Origin of the sequence: Pseudomonas sp. StFLB209, assembly GCF_000829415.1 — a bacterium.
Classification (GTDB): Bacteria; Pseudomonadota; Gammaproteobacteria; order Pseudomonadales; family Pseudomonadaceae; genus Aquipseudomonas.
In genome coordinates, this window is record NZ_AP014637.1 from 3,393,616 (window position 1) to 3,411,721 (window position 18,106).

15 protein-coding genes and 1 pseudogene are annotated in these 18,106 nt (G+C 55.9%); 7 read left to right on the top strand and 9 right to left on the bottom strand.

What is annotated here, in order from left to right; genetic code table 11:
• Window positions 1-128 precede the first annotated feature (128 nt).
• The 5 genes and pseudogenes from PSCI_RS15100 to PSCI_RS15115 all read left to right on the top strand — a co-directional run bounded on the left by PSCI_RS15100 (window position 129) and on the right by PSCI_RS15115 (window position 5,650).
• Window positions 129-806, top strand: a complete 678-nt coding sequence (locus PSCI_RS15100) for a response regulator (RefSeq protein WP_045488315.1) — start codon at window positions 129-131, stop codon at window positions 804-806.
• Complete coding sequence (locus PSCI_RS15105; protein ID WP_045488318.1) at window positions 803-2,137, top strand: ATP-binding protein; 1,335 nt, start codon at window positions 803-805, stop codon at window positions 2,135-2,137. The genes PSCI_RS15100 and PSCI_RS15105 overlap by 4 nt, the downstream gene beginning before the upstream one ends.
• A 110-nt stretch (window positions 2,138-2,247) precedes the next feature.
• Window positions 2,248-3,018: pseudogene (locus tag PSCI_RS30190) on the top strand (MCP four helix bundle domain-containing protein); the annotation flags it as partial.
• Window positions 3,016-3,873 carry a methyl-accepting chemotaxis protein gene (locus PSCI_RS30195; protein WP_442965473.1) on the top strand — a complete coding sequence of 286 codons (858 nt, stop codon included), beginning with the start codon at window positions 3,016-3,018 and terminating at the stop codon, window positions 3,871-3,873. The pseudogene PSCI_RS30190 and the gene PSCI_RS30195, both read left to right, overlap by 3 nt.
• Before the next feature lie 118 nt (window positions 3,874-3,991).
• Window positions 3,992-5,650, top strand: coding sequence for an FMN-binding glutamate synthase family protein (locus tag PSCI_RS15115; RefSeq protein WP_045488321.1), 1,659 nt, complete (start codon window positions 3,992-3,994; stop codon window positions 5,648-5,650).
• A gap of 107 nt (window positions 5,651-5,757) precedes the next feature.
• On the opposite strand, the gene PSCI_RS15120 is transcribed toward PSCI_RS15115, so the two are convergent.
• Window positions 5,758-6,747: a hypothetical protein gene (locus PSCI_RS15120; protein ID WP_144403254.1), complete on the bottom strand. Its 990-nt coding sequence runs from the start codon at window positions 6,745-6,747 to the stop codon at window positions 5,758-5,760.
• A 9-nt stretch (window positions 6,748-6,756) separates the two neighbouring features.
• Between PSCI_RS15120 and PSCI_RS29105 the strand changes: the two genes are divergently transcribed.
• Entirely contained in the window at window positions 6,757-7,110 is a 354-nt protein-coding gene (locus tag PSCI_RS29105) for a hypothetical protein (RefSeq protein WP_144403255.1), read from the top strand.
• A gap of 1,025 nt (window positions 7,111-8,135) precedes the next feature.
• Here PSCI_RS29105 and PSCI_RS15125 read toward each other — a convergent pair.
• The 8 genes from PSCI_RS15125 to PSCI_RS15160 form a co-directional block, all read right to left on the bottom strand.
• Window positions 8,136-9,800 carry an APC family permease gene (locus tag PSCI_RS15125; RefSeq protein WP_084709984.1) on the bottom strand — a complete coding sequence of 555 codons (1,665 nt, stop codon included), beginning with the start codon at window positions 9,798-9,800 and terminating at the stop codon, window positions 8,136-8,138.
• An 84-nt stretch (window positions 9,801-9,884) separates the two neighbouring features.
• On the bottom strand, window positions 9,885-11,117 hold the full coding sequence (locus PSCI_RS15130) for a diaminopropionate ammonia-lyase (protein ID WP_045488324.1): 1,233 nt from the start codon (window positions 11,115-11,117) through the stop codon (window positions 9,885-9,887).
• A 501-nt stretch (window positions 11,118-11,618) separates the two neighbouring features.
• The gene (locus PSCI_RS15135) at window positions 11,619-12,785 is read right to left on the bottom strand and encodes a M20 aminoacylase family protein (RefSeq protein WP_045488326.1); all 1,167 of its coding nucleotides are present in this window, start codon (window positions 12,783-12,785) and stop codon (window positions 11,619-11,621) included.
• A 23-nt stretch (window positions 12,786-12,808) separates the two neighbouring features.
• Window positions 12,809-14,041, bottom strand: a complete 1,233-nt coding sequence (locus tag PSCI_RS15140) for a diaminopropionate ammonia-lyase (protein WP_045488329.1) — start codon at window positions 14,039-14,041, stop codon at window positions 12,809-12,811.
• 97 nt (window positions 14,042-14,138) lie between these two features.
• On the bottom strand, window positions 14,139-14,915 hold the full coding sequence (locus PSCI_RS15145) for an amino acid ABC transporter ATP-binding protein (RefSeq protein ID WP_045488332.1): 777 nt from the start codon (window positions 14,913-14,915) through the stop codon (window positions 14,139-14,141).
• A complete protein-coding gene (locus PSCI_RS15150) occupies window positions 14,908-15,573 on the bottom strand; it encodes an amino acid ABC transporter permease (RefSeq protein WP_045488334.1) in 666 nt (221 codons plus the stop codon). The genes PSCI_RS15145 and PSCI_RS15150 overlap by 8 nt, the downstream gene beginning before the upstream one ends.
• Before the next feature lie 8 nt (window positions 15,574-15,581).
• Entirely contained in the window at window positions 15,582-16,223 is a 642-nt protein-coding gene (locus tag PSCI_RS15155; RefSeq protein WP_045488337.1) for an amino acid ABC transporter permease, read from the bottom strand.
• Window positions 16,224-16,337: 114 nt separating this feature from the next.
• Window positions 16,338-17,240, bottom strand: coding sequence for a transporter substrate-binding domain-containing protein (locus tag PSCI_RS15160; protein ID WP_045488341.1), 903 nt, complete (start codon window positions 17,238-17,240; stop codon window positions 16,338-16,340).
• 336 nt (window positions 17,241-17,576) lie between these two features.
• Between PSCI_RS15160 and PSCI_RS15165 the strand changes: the two genes are divergently transcribed.
• On the top strand, window positions 17,577-18,041 hold the full coding sequence (locus tag PSCI_RS15165) for an Lrp/AsnC family transcriptional regulator (RefSeq protein ID WP_045488344.1): 465 nt from the start codon (window positions 17,577-17,579) through the stop codon (window positions 18,039-18,041).
• The last annotated feature ends 65 nt before the right edge of the window (window positions 18,042-18,106 follow it).

Consider the following 18,106-nt stretch of genomic DNA (forward strand, 5'->3'; position numbering starts at 1 on the left):
ATGCGAGTGAGGCATTAACAGCGGGTTAATAGCGGGCGATGCAGTGTTTTACGGCGCGGACATGTCCGATAATGCCGTCTTAATCGAAATGGCCGATGATTGGCTGATATTGATACCGGAGTTGCCCCATGCACGTATTGCTGATCGAAGACGATGCGCTGATCGCCAGTGGTATCGTGGCCGGGCTCAATGCCATGAGTCTTACCGTGACCCATGTGGCCGATGCACGCAGCGCCGAGGCCAGCCTGCGCATGGGGCATTTCGACGTGTTGATTCTCGATCTGGGCCTGCCCGATGAAGACGGCATACGTCTGCTGCAACGCCTGCGCCAGCAGGGCATGGAGTTGCCGGTGCTGATCCTCACAGCACGCGATGCGGTCACCGACCGGGTCACCGGTCTGCAGGCCGGTGGCGATGATTATCTGCTCAAACCCTTCGACCTGCGCGAACTGGCAGCGCGCCTGCATACGCTGGTGCGCCGTGCCGCCGGGCGCAGTGTGAACATCGTCGAGCATGGCCCGTTACGCTTCGATCCGGGGACGTGCCAGGCCTGGCTTGACAGTGAGCCGGTGCATTTGCCACGCCGTGAACTGGCACTCTTGCAGGTGCTGCTCAACAACCCGACCCGGGTGCTCAGCAGCGACAACCTCAAAGATGCCCTGTACGGCTTCAGCGAAGACGTCGAGAGTAACGCGCTGAACGTGCACATCCATCATCTGCGGCGCAAGCTCGGCAACAGCATTATCGAAACCGTGCGCGGGCTGGGCTATCGATTAGGCCCGGCCGGTCGAGAAGTGGAGTCATGAGTCTGCGCCTGCGCCTGACCCTCATGCTGGGCTCGTTTTTCGTGCTGCTCTGGCTGTTGGCGGCAGCCTGGATGTTACAGAACCTGCACGGGCAGATGATGCGCTCGCTCGATGGCCGGCTGGAGGCATCGGCGCATATGGTCGCGAGTCTGTTTGCCCAGTTGCCCCATATTCAGGATAAGGACGGTTCGCGCGTGCCGATCAGTGCCGAGCAACTGGCGGTGGCCAACGGTATGGCCTGCCAGGTCAGCTCCTTGCGTGGTGAGGTGCTGCTCAGCAGCCAGACCGCTCCTGATCAGGCCCTTGAGCCCGAGGCTCACGGTTTTAGTCAGCAGGTGATCGAAGATGTCGTATGGCGCACCTTTACCCTGGTCGCGGGGAATTTACGCATCACCACAGCTGACAAACTCAATGACCGCGACCATCTCAATCGCTCGGTGCTGTTCGCCGCCGCCTTGCCGGTCCTGGTCGCCTTGCTGGGCAGTCTGGCGCTGTTGTGGTTCTGTGTCGGGCAGGGACTCAAGCCTTTGCAGGTCATGCGCGAAGCCTTGACCCGGCGCGACGCCGACTCGTTACATCCCTTGCAGATGGGCGCTCTGGCCGGTGAACTGCAACCGCTGGTCGACACCCAGAACCAATTGTTTGCGCGCATTGCCCAGACCATCGAGCGCGAGCGGCGTTTCAGCGGCGATGCGGCCCATGAGTTGCGCAGCCCGCTGACCGCGATCAAGACCCACCTGCAAGTGGCAAGGATGGTGCACGGCGAAGACGACCCGTCGTTGGCCCATGCCGAGGCTGGAGCCGATCGCCTGCAACGCACCCTTGAGCAATTGCTGTTGCTGGCACGGGTCGAAGGCAGCCAGGACTTTAACGATGGCATGCAGGGTTCGGCCGAGGACGTGGCACGCATGGCCATTGCCGATATCGACCCGGCGCAGCGCCCGCGAGTGGTCCTGCAACTGGCGGCCGACTTGCCCGCCGCGCCGATTCAGGCGCCGGTCACGCTGGTGGTGTCGGCGCTGCGCAACCTGCTGGAAAACGCCCTGCGTCACTCCTCGGCGCAAAGCCCGGTCGAGTTTTGGGTGCGTCACAGCGAGGCGGGGTTGCAGTTCTGCGTGTCTGACCGGGGACCGGGAATGGCGCAAGAGCAGATCCCCAACATGACCCGGCGCTTCTGGCGCAAGACCGGCAGTGACGGCAGTGGCCTTGGCCTGTCGATCGTCGAAGCCATTGCCGAGCGTTGCGGCGGCAGTCTGGTGTTCAGCAATCGGGCCGATGGGCTGGAGGTGACGTTCAGCCTGCCTGAGTCGTTGACTGCCAAGGATTATTGAAGTCGCCTTTCCAGCATACATTTTGGTTGATGAATCAATTCATCAATTGCTTCAATTTATGACATGTCATGCCGATAGCCTCTCAATATCAATCGAAGGGATCGGCAATGATGGGACTGCGTAACTTTGGTATTGCACCACGAGCGTCGATTTTTTTCGGCATCATGGCGTTGCTGGTCCTTTTTCTGGGGCTGATGAGTCTCAATAAAATGTCCAGCCTTTACGACGCCACGACGAGCATTGCTCAGGACAGCCTGAAACCGACTCGGATCCTCGGTGAGCTGGCCGATACCACCACCCGCCTGCGTACTGTTTCGTACGTTATCCAGGTAGGTCGCTCGCAGGCAGACATTGATAAAGGCGAAGCGCGTCTTGAGGTGCTGACCAAAAAGGTCAACGCCAGTATGGACGAGTATGCGCCTTTGGTAGGCAGTGCCGAAGAGGCCGATAAATTTCGTCAGCTCAAAGAAGCACTCGCTAATTATCTGCTTGCGCAGGACACGCTGCGCAAAGCATCCATTGACAAGCGTGACGGAGAAATTCTGGGCCTGATCAATGGTGATCTGAAGCGTTACTCCGATCAGATGGCGCCGTTGATTCAATGGTTGCTGGACGTGAATCGCCAGGACTCTGACAAGGCTGTTGCCGATGCCGCTGACCAGTATCTATCGGCGCGTAACATTGTTATCACCGTGCTGGTGCTGGCTGCGATCATGACGGCCCTGCTCGCGGTGGTTTTTACCCGCAGCATTGTGCGTCCTCTGGATGAAGCCGTGCAGGCTGCCGAAACAGTGGCCAGCGGCGATCTGACGCAAACTGTCGAGCCCGATGGCCATGATGAGGTTTCGCGCTTGCAGCAGGCATTGCGGAAGATGCAAATGAATCTGCGCGATACCTTGCAGCAGATTTCCGGGTCGGCAACGCAGGTGGCTTCTGCTGCCGAAGAACTCAATGCCGTCACCGAGGAAGGGTCACGTTCGTTGCAGCAGCAAAGCAACGAGATAGAGCAAGCGGCTACCGCAGTAAATGAAATGACGGCAGCGGTCGAAGAAGTGGCCGGCAACGCGGTCAGCACCTCTACGGCGTCGCAACAATCCAGTACCTCTGCGTTGCATGGCCGTCAACGTGTGCAAGAGACCGTCGCTGCCATCCAGAAAATGAACGAAGACGTCGGCAACACTGCTGATCAGATACGCAACCTCGCTGAACAGACGCGTGACATCGGTAAAGTACTGGATGTCATCCGGGCCATTGCCGAACAAACCAACCTGTTGGCACTCAACGCGGCTATCGAAGCGGCAAGGGCGGGGGAAGCCGGGCGCGGTTTCGCGGTCGTCGCCGATGAAGTGAGGGCTCTTGCCCATCGTACTCAGCAGTCGACCCAAGAGATCGAGGTGATGGTCGGGGGCATCCAGCAAGGCAGCAGCCAGGCGGTCGTTTCGATGCAGAACAGCAACGCCCGTGCTCAGGCCACTCTGGATGCCGCTCGAAGTGCTGGCGAGGCTCTTGAGGAGATTACCAAGAGCGTCAACCTGATCTCCGATCGTAACCTGGTGATCGCCAGTGCAGCCGAAGAGCAGGCACAGGTATCGCGAGAGGTTGATCGTAACCTGGTCAATATCCGTGACCTGTCGCTGCAATCTTCGGCCGGAGCCAAACAAACCAACTCCGCCAGCCAGGAGTTGTCGCGGTTGGCTGTCGATCTCAATCAAATGGTGGGTCGCTTCAAACTTTGAAGTCGTCCAGTACCGGAGCGGGGCATGTAAACCTTCTGGCACTCTGTTGCTTGAATCCATCAAGAGCAGAGGATTATTGCTATGGTGATCCTACCGTGCCATGCCAGAAGGAAATCCCATGAGTTTTTCGCTGCTCAGTCGTTATGCGTTCTTTGTCTGCTGCGTCGTGTTTACCCTGGCGACCCTGCCGTTCGTGCACCAGCATGAATGGCTCTGGATATTCACCCTGGTGCTGGGGTTGTTGAGCCTGCAGGGCATCTTTGATCTTTTACAGTCGCGTCATGCTGTACGGCGCAACTACCCGATTCTTGGCAACATCCGCTACCTGATCGAAGGCATCCGCCCGGAGATTCGCCAGTATCTGCTTGAAGCCGACGACGAGGCCACGCCGTTTTCCCGCGCCCAGCGCGCGCTGGTTTACTCCCGGGCCAAAAGTGAAGCCTCGGACAAACCGTTCGGCACCTTGATGAACGTCTACCAGACCGGCTACGAATTCATCAGCCATTCGATGCGCCCCGCGCCCTTGTCAGACCCTGAAAGTTTTCGGGTCGAGATCGGCGGGCCGCAATGCACGCAGTCTTACTCGGCTTCGGTGTTCAACATCTCGGCCATGAGCTTCGGCTCGCTCAGCGCCAACGCGATTCGCTCGTTGAACAAAGGCGCGAAGATGGGCCATTTTTCCCATGACACCGGTGAGGGCAGCATCAGCCCTTACCACCGCGAGCACGGTGGTGATCTGGTCTGGGAACTGGGCAGTGGCTACTTCGGCTGCCGGACAGACGACGGCAAGTTCGATGCCGAGAAATTCGCCCGCCAGGCCGGCGACCCCCAGGTGAAGATGATCGAGATCAAGCTCAGCCAGGGCGCCAAGCCCGGCCATGGCGGGATCTTGCCCAAGCACAAGGTTACCCAGGAAATCGCCAGCACCCGTGGCGTGCCGATGGGCCAGGACTGCATCTCACCATCGAGCCACAGCGCCTTCTCCACGCCGCTGGAACTGATGCACTTCATTGCCCGGCTGCGTGAGTTGTCCGGCGGCAAGCCCGTGGGTTTCAAGCTGTGCCTGGGCCACCCCTGGGAGTTCATGGGCATCGCCAAGGCCATGCTGGAAACCGGCATCCTGCCAGACTTCATCGTGATCGATGGTGCAGAGGGCGGCACTGGCGCCGCGCCAGTGGAGTTCACCGATCACCTTGGCGTGCCGATGCGCGAAGGCCTGTTGTTCGTGCACAACACCTTGGTGGGTATCAACCTGCGCGACAAAATCAAACTCGGCGCCAGCGGCAAGATCATCAGCGCCTTCGATATTGCCAGTGTCCTGGCCATCGGCGCCGACTGGGGCAACGCCGCACGCGGCTTCATGTTCGCCATCGGCTGCATCCAGTCCCAGTCGTGCCACACCAACAAATGCCCGACCGGTGTCGCCACCCAGGACCCGCTGCGCCAGCGCGCGCTGGTGGTCGAAGACAAAGCGACCCGGGTCTATAACTTCCACCGCAGTACCTTGAAGGCCCTGGCCGAAATGCTCGCCGCCGCCGGTTTGACCCATCCACGGCAACTGACCGCACGGCATCTGGTCCGGCGCATGTCTGCCACAGAGGTCAAGCTGTTCTCGCAAATGCATGTGTTCCTCAAGCCTGGAGCATTGCTTGGCGGCCACGTTGAGGGTGAGTTTTACGAGCGGATGTGGCGGGCGGCGCGGGCCGACAGCTTTGATCCGATGCCGGCCGATGAAACGGCGATGGAGCCTACACTGGTGGGGCAGGCGCGGGCCTGACCGGCGGCTTTTTCCGGATCAGTTGTTGTCCTGAACTGATCGGCCTTGGCCCTGCATGCTGCACTGCCCGTGGTGTTTACCTGATGAACCACGGGCAGTCGCAGGGTTTAATTGCCGCGGTTAAGGGGTGTCTCGGCTTTGGGTAAAGCAGGCTTCACTGGCGTGGAGACTTCGTTCCCCGTGCCCTTGATGCCGGGGTTGGCATTGTCGTTCATGAGCACCGTCGGGTAGTTCTTCTGGGTCCAGGTACGCCAGCTGGAGACGCCAATCATCATCTGCAGCGAGTAATCCAGTGAGTTGAATCCTGGCGTAAAAGGCTCGCCGGATTTGAGGTTACGGTAGAAAGGCGCTACCGCCGCTTCATTGACCTTGCAGCCGGCCACGCGCTCGTAGGTTTCATTGTCGCTGCCGGGAAGCGCGACTGCTCTGAGGCAGCTATCCGGGTAGCTGGGGTTGAACTCTGGTGCACGTTCGCCCCGAGTGTCCATGGCTCGGCCGTGGCAGCTCATACAGCTGGACAGTGGACTGTCGACCGGGCCGTTCATGCGGCCCAAGTACCCCATCTGGTCATCGGGTGCACGCTTGGCGAACATGCGCTTGGCTTCGGGGTTGATCCAGCTCTCTTCAGGACGCTTGCCTGCCTGGTAATCGGCGTAGGTCAGGTTCGGCGAGTTGCCCCACTCCAGACCCACAGCAATCAGATTATCCCAATAGTTGGCCGCTTGACGGTCGCCGTTGAATACAAAGGTACCGAACACCCAGCCGCTATGAGTCGCGTCTGCCTGTTCCTTGACCGCGATATCCATTTGCAGCAGGCGAACTGCCCTTGGCTGGCCGTTACCATCGATGTCGGCTTTCCATACCAGATTGTTACCCTTGAGATAGGGCGCTTCGCTATCGGTGGCATCGGTGAACAACAGCTTGGCGGTGACCGTGCCTACAGGGAAAAGCGTGTTGGTGGTTACGGGCCGTGCCGGGTCTGCCCATACGTTGCCGAAGGTGCTGGCGCCCAATTCGTTGTAGAACCCTACCGCCCAGTTATTCGCCCGCCGTGTCTGGTTGGCGCCCAATTCATGAAAGCGGCTGCGCCTTTCCATGGTCAGTCCGTGGACGGGTTCACGTTTATCGTGCATCCAGGGGGCGTGGTACCAAGGGCGTACGGCGTTGTTCTGCAATTGCCAATCAACTTCGGTATTACCTTCGACAACATAGCTCAGGACCGCGGCCATGTACTTCTCTGGTTCGGTTTTGTAATCAATGCCGCTCCAGGGGAACGCCGCGACAGAAGCGGGCGGTTGCCGGGGGTATTGATTGCTGATGCTGAAGCAGGGGAAATCGCTGATGCAGGGCGCTTTGGCGGAGGTATTGAACTGTTCTATGGCGGCCTTTTCGTAGCCGCTATCGCTGGACAGGGCATGGGCGTTAAGCCCATAGACAGCGGCCACCGCTGTTATGACTGAACACACTATATGCTTATATGACATCGCGCACTCCTTGGGCTTTTTTTCATCACGTGTTGCTGATCAAGTGTTGTTTTAATAAGTGTTAATCACGCGGATCGATGCAAGTTGATCAATCAGGTGCTCGCTAACGACGTCCGCGTCCAATACGCGAAAATGTCTTTGAGCCGAATCTGGATTAGCCGGCTGCCGGGATATCGCAGAACGGATGCAACGCCTGGCGAGTCATTGGCGGGCTGAACGCACCCAAGACCAGAGGGCCAATAGAAAGCCCGCGTGGTGATTACGCTGCGACCTGGATTGCTTGCTGGCATGGACCATCCTGATGCCTTCCCTGGATTCGTGCCGCTCGCGTAATACCGCTGCGCGACTGTGATGTACGGATGGATTGAGTCGAAAGGCTTTTGCTTGGAACCGGCTGCGGATTCAAAGCGGGCTTCACGAGTTCGGAAATGTACTCCGGATCTGATTACGGTAAAACGAATATTTGGCACATCGCCATCATTTCTTGGGTGCTGTGCTTTTTGTTGCAGATAGCCGTCGATATTGGATCGGGAGAGGGTTGATGCAGGCAGACGCTGCGCACGTTTATTCGACGGCGCTATGGCTGGTTTGGTTAATGCGCAGTAGAAGGCAGGGACAGGAAGGTTGCGATGCTTATCGCGAATTGTTGTTGCTTGTGTCGAAAGGTGCGATCTTGATTTCACTTAGGGGGCGCTGAACCTAACTCTCCCAAAGCTAATTCGAGAATACTCAGGCTGGCTTGACTGCAATGCTGCCGATCATGCCTTTTCGAGTGGCTGCGCCTTTTTCAAGACGGTTTCTTCTTCGCGACCCAGGCAGTCATTCCGGTGATGCTTAAACAAGGCGCTGGAGGATGAGGGGCACTGGCGATTGACCATATGCACCGCAACGTTTTTTCTGCAGTTGCTGAAGCGGCCACGCCTAAGCTTGTTCGCGTGTGTTGTGAGGTAGGGCGCATGCGCCCAGAGCCTATGAGACTTGCTGGGCGCGTTCAAGACGGTTTAACGAATGACGGTGCTAGTGAGAACGGGTGGTGTGTCCCCTGCAGTTTCTGTGAATCTATCTGAGTGCTTCATTGCCTTAGCACCGGTTACTTCCCGTAGCGCAACGCTTTCCTTCAGGTACTGGGTTCGATATCCACTCGATACGCCCCAGTAGTAAAAAGCTGTAGCGACAAGGGCTACTACCAACATGTCCCAGCCACCAGTCAGGACACCTATTCCACCAAAATCATCGCTTCCGACGTACGAAAGCAACGCCATGGCTGGCAGATAGAACACTAGCCACAGCGCGGCGCGCAGGTCTTTGGCGAAGCCCTGCCAACCGTTTTTACTTTGGTAGTAAAGGAAGATAGGGAGGGCAGCGATCACCAGGAAGATTACATGACCGGTTAGAGGCCATCTTGCCCAGTACAGAACTAAGGATGCACAGATGAATGCAAAAGGGGAGATTAATCCCATGGCTTTGAGTTTGATGGGGCGTGCTACGTCGCTAGCGTTTTTGCGCAAAGACATTAGGCTAACTGGGCCGGTCAAGAATGAAATGATGACCGCGACTGAAATCACCGCAGCGAGGGTTCCCCACCCCCGAAAGAAAAACAGGAACACAAAGGAAACCACGAGGTTGAAAAACATCGCAGGACGAGGCACATCATAAATCGGATGCAAACTGCCGAAGATTTTCGGCATCGTGTTGTTTTTCTCCATTGCATAGATCATGCGGGCGGTGGTGGCGGTGTAGATTGAGCCGGTGCCGGAGGGGCTGACGAACGCATCGAGGTACAGCAGCATCGCCAGCCAGTTCAGGTTAAGAGCCAAGGCTAACTGTGCAAATGGAGAGGTGAAGTCCAGTCCATGCCACCCTCCTGCAATGCTTGATGGCTCAACAGCCCCAATGAAGGCCACCTGCAGTAGAACATAGACCACCAACGCGATCAGGATGGCTCCCACGAGTGCGAAAGGGATGCTACGTGTAGGATTACGCGCTTCCCCTGCCAGGCTGACAGGACTTTGAAAACCGTTGAAGCTGAATACGATGCCGCTGGTAGCTACTGCAGTAAAAACGGCTGACCAACCGTAAGGTGCAAAGCTGGCGGTTGACGTCATTGCGAAATTTTCAGGATGAAAGCCGCTCCAGATAAGGCAGACACCTGTCAGCGCCGGGACGACCAGCTTGAAAACGGTAATGGCAGTATTGGTCTTGATGAAAAGCTTGACGCCCCAGTAGTTGAGGAAGAAATAGACGAGCACCAATGCGGCGCTTGCAGCAACGCCGAGGTTGGTCAGCTCACCCTTCTCTAGCATTCCCTGTGCCCACGGATATGGCCAGGAGGCCATGTATTGGACGGAGGCAATCGCCTCGATAGGAATGACTGAAACGATTGAAATCCAGTTGGCCCAGGCGGCCATAAAGCCGACTAGCCCACCATGAGAATAACGGGCGTAGCGAACCATACCGCCCGACTCCGGAAACATAGTTCCCATTTCGACGTACGTCAGTGCAATGGCCAGTATGACAACTGCACCGATGACCCAAGCCAATATGGCTGCGGGGCCCGCGATCATGGATGCGTGCCAAGCACCGAATAACCAGCCTGAGCCGATGATCGAGCCCAAGCCGGTGAACATCAGCGACATCGCGCCGATGTTTCGCTTTGAGGTGTGCATGTGGTTCTCCATTTATTTTTTTTATGCGGAGTAAGCCCAAGGCGAGCGAAGCTCGCCTGGGATCAGAGCGCGAATGAGTAGGGATCAGGCGACGTTGAGCGATTGCCAGGCTTTCTGGCGGCGCAGTACGGCTTCCGCTGGCTCGCCCACCAGCTCGGCATACACCGATGGAGCGGTCGCCCCCTCCGTGCTGATCAGCAAGATGCGAGATTCGGCATTGATGCCCACGTCTGCGGCAAGGTTTGAAGACTTGAGGATTTGAATAAGGCCAGAGAGGCCAGCTACGGCTGATTCGCCGGCTACCAGTGGGATATCCTGATTGTTGCCCTGGGCGAGGATGCGCATGGCGTCGACAGCTGCGCCGTCTTCAATTGTCATGAAGTGGTCAACGCTTTCCTTCAGGAACTTCCAAGCAAGAGGAGAGGTTTCGCCACAGGCCAGACCAGCCATGACCGAGTCAACAGAACCTTCAGACTTGGCAGCCTCCCCACTGAGGGCGCTTTGGTACAGGCAGTCAGCCTGTTGAGGTTCAACCATGATGAAGGCGGGACGTTGGGCGCCGTAGACCTCCCAGAAGTAGCTGGCGATGCCTGCTGCCAACCCACCTACGCCTCCCTGAAGAAACACATGCGTGAAGGCTGATTCGTTAGGGCCTGCCTGAGGCGTTTGCTCAACGATTTCTGCCGCAATGGTGCCGTAGCCTTGCATCACGTCACGGGGGATTTCTTCATACCCTTCGTAGGACGTGTCCGACACTACTGTCCAATCGTTCTCAATGGCTAAGGAAGCCGCTTTTTCAACCGATTCGTCGTAGTTGCCCGCAATCCGTACGATCTGCGCACCATAGGTAGCAATCGCTTCTTCACGCTCGATGCTCACATTGGCGTGAAGCACGATAACGCAACGACAACCGATGCTTTTAGCCGCAGCAGCCAAGCCTCGGCCATGGTTCCCGTCCGTAGCGCTGATGACTGTGAAATCGGCGAGCGCTTCTTTGTACTCGCCAGACAACAGGCCGTTGGCTTCAAAGCGCTGCTCAGGGAAGACACGCAGGATCAAACGCACCAACGCTATAGGTGCCCCCAGAGCTTTGAAGCTGCCAAGTTCGGAGCGAGCTGATTCGTCCTTCACCCAAAGCTCACCCACGCCCAAGGTTGTCGCCAGACCAGGGAGTTTTACCAATGGGGTGGCGCCTGGATTGATCCCTTTCCACTGAGCCAGCCAATTGCGGCTCTCAGCCGCTTTCTCGACGCTCATGGTCTGCTTAAGCTCGTTCGGATAGGCTTTGCGAGTTGCATTTTTATTAGCGATCAACATTGATTACTCCAAATTACGGGCAAAAGGGGGCCTCGGCTCATACAGGCAGCAGCCGAAGCACTTGGGATGACTAACGATTCAGGTTCAAGGGCCGATTCAGCGTGAACATTGGGCTGTGCGTTCGGTAATCACCAATGAGTTGAATTGTTCATGGCGTCTTTAAGGATTAAATATTCCCAGAACACAGTCTTATTAATTGATCTGGTGAAATAATATCTCGCTGAACGCTCATTTTTGTTTTGTATTCGGTAGCAAAAACGCAAGTCTGTTCTTCGTTTTCAGCAGTATTTTCACAGATTGCTTGTTTTGCATTTGGATAAAGCTAGGAAGGCTAATCTACCTGGGCTCAAGGGTGAGACCTCCTTCGTCGATTCCCAGTGACGAATGAGTTTTGAAGGAAATGCTGAGATGAGACGTTTTGGGCGGGGCTCAGACAGTACTGCTCTGAGCCCCACTTTCATCGTGGCAGGGAGAAAAAGCCTGAACGGCTCTGATTCGATGTTAGCGCGCGAGGGCTGTGCGTACTACTTCGGCGAAATAACGTGCGCCGGTGGTCAGTACATCATCATTGAAATCGTATTTCGAGTTGTGCAAGGGGATTCCGCCAGTGGCATTCGATTCACCATTGCCGATGAACACGAAATTGCCTGGCACGACCTGGAGGAAAGCGCCAAAGTCTTCGGAGATCATCATCGGATGTACCTCTGCATTGACCTTGTCAGCACCCACAACCTTTGTGGCGGCTTCAACGGCAATCGGTGTGCACTGTTCCCAGTTCACCGTTGGAGCAAACTCATGCGTGTACTCGAACTCACAGGTGGCGCCGTGCATCTCGCAGATTCCCACACTGATTTCGCGCATACGCTTTTCAAGCATCGCCTGGACTTCTGGGGCATAGCTACGGGTATCGCCCTTGATCGTCACGTGCGTAGGAATCGCGTTGCGAATACCGTCGGTGATGAACTCGGTGCAGGAAATGACGGCGGGCACGCTAGGATCGAGGGTACGTGACACGATGGTCTGAAGTGCCAGGACGATTTCCGAAGCGATCACGATAGGATCAATGCCCATATGTGGTCGCGCGGCATGGGTTCCCTTGCCTTTGATGCTGATGACAAAGTTGTCTTCGCTAGCCATGATGCCGCCTGAGCGCGTAGCGATAGTGCCTGCAGGCAAACCAGGCATGTTATGCGCCCCAAACAGGGCATCTACCGGGAAGCGATCAAAGAGACCATCGGCAATCATGGCCTTGGCGCCCCGGCCATGCTCTTCAGCAGGTTGGAAAATAAAGCGAACGGTGCCGTTAAAGTCTCGACTCTCGGTCAGGAGCTTTGCTGCACCCAGGATCATTGTCATGTGACCATCGTGACCGCAGGCGTGCATCTTGCCCGCCGTAGTTGAAGCATGATCACGATCCGGAGCATCTTCGTGGATATGCAGAGCATCCATGTCAGCACGCAGACCAATCACGCCCGTGCCATCACCTACTGACAAGCTCGCCACGAGACCGGTGCCACCAATACTTCGATGCACCTGAAGTCCCATCTCCTGCAAAGCCGCAGCGACGTAGTCGGATGTCTGCAACTCCTCAAATCCGACCTCTGGGTGTTGGTGCAGGTGGTGTCGCCAAGTCACCAGTTGCTGGTGCAGTTCATTTTCGTTAATCACGGGTGCCTCCTTCAATTTTGAAATTACAAAGAGCGATGCCGCTGCCAGTCCTGCTGGCGAGCTAAAACGGATTCGCTTGTTTCGCCGACTAGGGCGCTGTAGACAGAGGGTGCAGTGGCTCCCTCAGTGTTGATGATCAGTACCTTGGATTCGCCGCTCAGCCCCAGCGTCTTCGCTTCATGAGGCGCCATCGCCAAAAGTTGCAGTGCCGCCAGACCTGCGACGCCCGACTCGCCAGCGATTACAGGGATATCGGTTGGGCCGCCTTTGGCCAATAACTGCATCGCGCTAATGGCGTTTTCATCGGAGATGGTCTGGAAGAAATCAATGCTGTTTTCCAGGAAGCGCCATGCCAAGGGTGACGTTTCACCACAAGCCAGTCCGGCCATTACTGAGTCCACCGAACCGGTTGCCCTTGATGCCAAACCGTTCACTGCACTCTGGAAAAGACAATCAGCTTGCTGCGGTTCCACCATGACGAAAGTCGGCCTTTTATCCTGATAAACCTCCCAGAGATAACTGGCGATCCCTGCGGCCATGCCCCCAACTCCTCCCTGTAAAAAGACGTGAGTAAATGGACACTCGCCAGGCGGTGAGTCTTGGGTCTGGGCAATGACCTCTTCAGCAATGGTTCCATAGCCCTGCATCACATCGCGAGGCACGGTTTCATAACCTTCGTAGGAGGTGTCCGAGACTACTGGCCAACCGTGTTTTTTCGATACCTGAGCTGTGTATTCAACGGACTCGTCGTAGTTGCCATCAATACGGACGATGTCGGCGCCAAAGGCGGCGATGGCCAACTCTCGTTCTACGCTCACGTTGGCGTGCAGGACGATGACACACTTGCACCCTACGCTCTGGGCAGCGGCTGCAAGTGCTCGCCCGTGATTCCCGTCGGTGGCGCTCACCACGGTGAAATCACCTAATTCAGCTTTGAATTGACCAGTGATGAGGCCTTTGGGATCAAAAGACTTCTCTGGCATGGTGCGCAGAATTAGCCTGATCAGAGCGATGGGAGCACCCAGGGCCTTGAAGCTCGCGAGGGGTGATCGAGTTGACTCATCCTTCACCATGAACTGCGCAACCCCTAGCTTCTGTGCGATGCCAGGGAGGCTCCATAGAGGCGTGGGCGATTTGCTAAGTTGATCCCAATTCGATAACCACTCGCGGGACTGATGGGCAACTTCGACGGACATGACCGACTTCAAACGTTCCGGGTAGCTTTCCCGACTCGCACGCGGGTTGCAGAACAGCATCTTGTCTTCCTTAATTCTTAACACGAGCGTCCATCGGCTCTTGCACAGCCGCAGGACGCCAGTAGTGAATGGGGTACCAATGAGGCAATGCCTATGGTCAAGCTGTGGCAGTTCGGTACCTGCCTAGGAATTGCCGAACGCGTTCACTGTCGGAGTTGGTGAAGAATTTTTCAGGGGCAGCGCGCTCGATTACGGTGCCTTTGTCGATGAACACGACTTCGTTGGATACGGCACGAGCGAACTCCATTTCATGCGTCACGATGATCATCGTGAACCCGTCTTCGGCGAGTGAGCGCATTACGGCCAGGACTTCCCCGACCAACTCAGGATCCAGTGCTGAAGTAGGCTCGTCGAACAGGATCACCTCCGGATTCATCGCAAGGGCCCGTGCGATAGCAACGCGCTGACGCTGACCGCCTGACAACGACCATGGATAGGCGTCGTGTTTATGGGACAGTCCCACTTTTTCCAACAACTGAACCGCGTGGTCATGGGCTTCCTTGCGGTCAACCTTCATGACATGAATGGGTGCCTCAGTGACGTTTTGCAGGACAGTCAGATGTGGCCACAGGTTGAAGCTCTGAAACACCATGGCAGTCCGTGCGCGCATTGCTGCCAGTTCTCGGTTGGACATTGCTTTTCCGTTGGCGCTTTTCACGCCCATCCGATCACCACCAATGTAGATCTCGCCGCCGTCGGGGACTTCCAGCCAGTTGATGCAACGTAACATGGTGGACTTGCCCGACCCGGATGAGCCAAGGACGCTGACTGTCTGACCCCGTTCAACCTTCAGGTTGATGCCTTTGAGAACTTCGATACCACCGAAGTGTTTGTGGAGGTCACAAACCTCAACGACGGGAGTGTTCTTATTCATGTACTAAACCTCGTTTCTGTGCTCGGCGGCTCAGGCGACGGAGCAATGTCTCTACAACCAGCGTGACTGACCAATACAAGGCAATCACAAAGATGAAAGGTGGGAGAGGGACGAAATATTTGGCCTGCACAGCCGACGCGGCAGCTGTTAAGTCCATCAGGGTGATAATCGACAGAAACGCCGTGTCTTTGAGCAGGCACACGAGTTGGTTACCGAAGAGCGGGCCTGAGCGCATCACCATCTGCGGCAGTAGAATCCGCCAGTACATAGTTGAGTTGATGAACCCGTGGGCGTACGCAGCCTCAGCCTGGCCTGTCGGCAGAGATGTTCTTGCAGCACGCAGAATTTCGGCAAAGTAGGCACCGTGGTAGGTAATCAGCGCGAAGAAACCAGCCGACCAGACATCCAGCCTCAGACCAACGTTAGGAAGCCCGTAGTACAGCAGGTACAGGAAGATCAGGAAGGGAAGCATGCGCATGAGGTCTAACCCCCAGCGAATGAGCTTTCTTGGGATGTTCTCGGTACCCTCCAGAAGGAACGCCAAGAAGCACGCCAGGATGAAAGCCAGTACACCGGATACGCAAAATAGCACCAGCGTATTTTGCAGGCCCTCACCGAACAGGCTCATGTTGTCCCAGATCATTTTAAAACCGTTCATGGGCGCTCCTACATGGCCAGGCGCTTGGCGCGCGAGTCAGCGATTCGCTGGAATCGGACAAGGCCACCAATGATTAAGATGTACAGCAATCCAGCCGCCAAGATGGGTGGCAGAGGGTCGTACGTCACGGCTGCGATCCGGTTGGTGACCCGTGTCAAATCAACGATCCCGATCATGGCAATCGCGGGACTGCTCTTCACCAGAAGAGACATCTCATTCACCAGACCGGGCAGGCTGGTAGTCATCATCTGCGGCAGCATGATTCGACGAAGCGTGAGTCCTGTCGTCATGCCTGCTGCTTTTGCGGCTTCAAGTTGCTCTCTGGAAAAGCTGGTCAGCGCTCCCCGCCAGATTTCTGCATTGAAAGCCGTGGTGTTGATGGTCATTGCAGCGATTGCAACGACTCGTGGGTCTACCTCCCAGCCCATTGATGGCGCGATAACGAAGAGAAAGAGCACCAGCGTCACCATGGGCGTCGCTCGAATCAAGCTAACGTAAACAGCAAGAAACTGACTGACTACCGGGATTTTTGCTGCACGAAGCATTGCGACCACAAGGCCCAGAGCGACCCCTAGAACAATTGATATGCCGGAGATCCAGACTGTCGTCCAGGCGGCGTGAAGCAGAGTGAACCAGTCACTGTCTTCCATCGGTATTTCCTTCGACGTGCTCATTGACTTAGGCAGTCGTGCTCAGTCAAAGAGGGATTTCGACACAGCATCCCTGCTCGTGCGTCGTCGCTGAGCAGGGGAGTGTGGTTGGCTTTATTGCTCAGTCAGCTTCCTGAACTGCTCCACGGAAGATATGGACTCATGTGGCAGATCGTCGAACGATTGCCCCAACCACTTCTTCTGAAGCTCTGCCAATTTCCCAGTATCGCGAAGGTGGTTAACAAACCCGGTAAGGTATTCGAGGAGCTCTGTATTGCCTTTGGCGACCGGCCATGCGATGAAGCCTTTTCCGGAGGTGGCTTCGCCGACTGCGAAGACTTTAGGGCGTTCCTTGACGAGCATGTTCGCTGGGACAATCGAGTTCACGACATAGTCCAGGCGACCATTTGCCAGATCCGCGTAGGCTTCGGGGTAGGATTGGTACTGGACAATCTTGCCCAGTGATCCGCCCATTGTTTTGAGCTTAGCGTCGAGCTGTGTCAGACGTGCGAGTTGTGCGCCACCGGCTTGAACACCTACAGTCAAACCCGAGAGGCTGGCAAGATCCTTGATGCGATCATCGTTCGCACGTTTGATGTAATGCGAGACCTCTGGGGCTACCGGAGCCACAAAGTCAAAAGCGCCCAGTCGCTCTTCAGTTACGCCTGCGCCAGTAATTGCTCCGTCGTATTTGCCGGACGTGATGCCTGCGAGTAATCCTGTCCATGGCATGATGTCTTGTTTAACTTGAAATTTCGCATACTTACGAAGCTCGACGATCACATCTTTGTGAAAACCGTCTGACTCGCCGTCTTTGATGAACTCAAAGGGGTAATAATTGTCCTCTGTTGCCACATTAAGGACGCCTCTTGCCTCGACCTCTTTAAGCGTCGCCGCCTGACTGGCAGACGACGTAAACATGCTTGCACTCAAAATAACAACTGCTGCGCCCGCAGCCAGTAGGTTACCAGCACGTGACGCTAAAGTTTTTTTCGGCGCGTGATTTTTCAGATTCATTGCATGATTCCCAGTTGAATGGTGGCGGGCAGTACCAAACTAAAAGCTGCGGCGTGTTTTGGGATCGCTTTGTTCATGCTTTCTCCATTTCTTATTGTTCTCTGCAGTTGGGAGCAGTCCATACCTGATCAGCAGGATGGGGTGAAATGATCCTACGGCTCCTGCTCCGCACGATTGGCCGAAAATTCCCTTCTGAAATGCATCAATGTTGCAAATTTGGCGTTTTGTTGCGTTGGCTGCCGTGTTCTCCACGTGAAAATGCTGTGTCGACGCAAGGAATCGCCAAAGCTGGTTTTTTTCTGCTGTAATGGCTGAGTCACGTGTGAGATGAATCCCATGAACCTTGATAGCTACGACCGAAAAATCCTCAACCTCCTCCAGGTCAATAACCGTATTTCTCAGAGAGAGTTGGCGGAGGAGGTCAATCTTTCCCCGTCTGCCGTAAACAGGCGGATTTCTGCGCTGGAGTCGGCGGGTGTCATCCAATTCAACGTCAGCATTGTTGATCCCGCGCTCGTAGGGCGACCCATCACTATCATTGTTGAAGTCAAGCTAGAGAATGAAAGGCTTGATCTTCTAGATGAAATCAAAAAACGTTTTGTGAGCTGCCCGCAGGTTCAGCAAGTTTATTACGTTACTGGTGATTTTGACTTCTTGCTGGTGATGAATGTGCGGGATATGGGTGAGTACGAGCAACTCACTCGTGAGCTTTTCTTTTTCGGCAACATCAAGCAATTTAAAACCTTCGTTGCAATGCAAAACAATAAGCGCACGTTTGCAGTGCCCATCGAAAATCAATAACCGAAAGCGGAGGCTGGGGCTGTGGCCCCGCTACCTTGCTGCTCCCATCCACTAAAACCACGAGA

Coding starts and splice junctions, on each gene's coding strand:
- PSCI_RS15125 (WP_084709984.1), bottom strand. CDS start 9,800: ATGCACACCTCAAAGCGAAACATCGGCGCGATGTCGCTGATGTTCACC.
- PSCI_RS30195 (WP_442965473.1), top strand. CDS start 3,016: ATGAATCTGCGCGATACCTTGCAGCAGATTTCCGGGTCGGCAACGCAG.
- PSCI_RS15160 (WP_045488341.1), bottom strand. CDS start 17,240: ATGAATCTGAAAAATCACGCGCCGAAAAAAACTTTAGCGTCACGTGCT.
- PSCI_RS15115 (WP_045488321.1), top strand. CDS start 3,992: ATGAGTTTTTCGCTGCTCAGTCGTTATGCGTTCTTTGTCTGCTGCGTC.
- PSCI_RS15145 (WP_045488332.1), bottom strand. CDS start 14,915: ATGAATAAGAACACTCCCGTCGTTGAGGTTTGTGACCTCCACAAACAC.
- PSCI_RS15120 (WP_144403254.1), bottom strand. CDS start 6,747: ATGGAAAGGCGCAGCCGCTTTCATGAATTGGGCGCCAACCAGACACGG.
- PSCI_RS15150 (WP_045488334.1), bottom strand. CDS start 15,573: ATGAACGGTTTTAAAATGATCTGGGACAACATGAGCCTGTTCGGTGAG.
- PSCI_RS15140 (WP_045488329.1), bottom strand. CDS start 14,041: ATGCTGTTCTGCAACCCGCGTGCGAGTCGGGAAAGCTACCCGGAACGT.
- PSCI_RS15105 (WP_045488318.1), top strand. CDS start 803: ATGAGTCTGCGCCTGCGCCTGACCCTCATGCTGGGCTCGTTTTTCGTG.
- PSCI_RS15165 (WP_045488344.1), top strand. CDS start 17,577: ATGAACCTTGATAGCTACGACCGAAAAATCCTCAACCTCCTCCAGGTC.
- PSCI_RS15130 (WP_045488324.1), bottom strand. CDS start 11,117: ATGTTGATCGCTAATAAAAATGCAACTCGCAAAGCCTATCCGAACGAG.
- PSCI_RS15100 (WP_045488315.1), top strand. CDS start 129: ATGCACGTATTGCTGATCGAAGACGATGCGCTGATCGCCAGTGGTATC.
- PSCI_RS15155 (WP_045488337.1), bottom strand. CDS start 16,223: ATGGAAGACAGTGACTGGTTCACTCTGCTTCACGCCGCCTGGACGACA.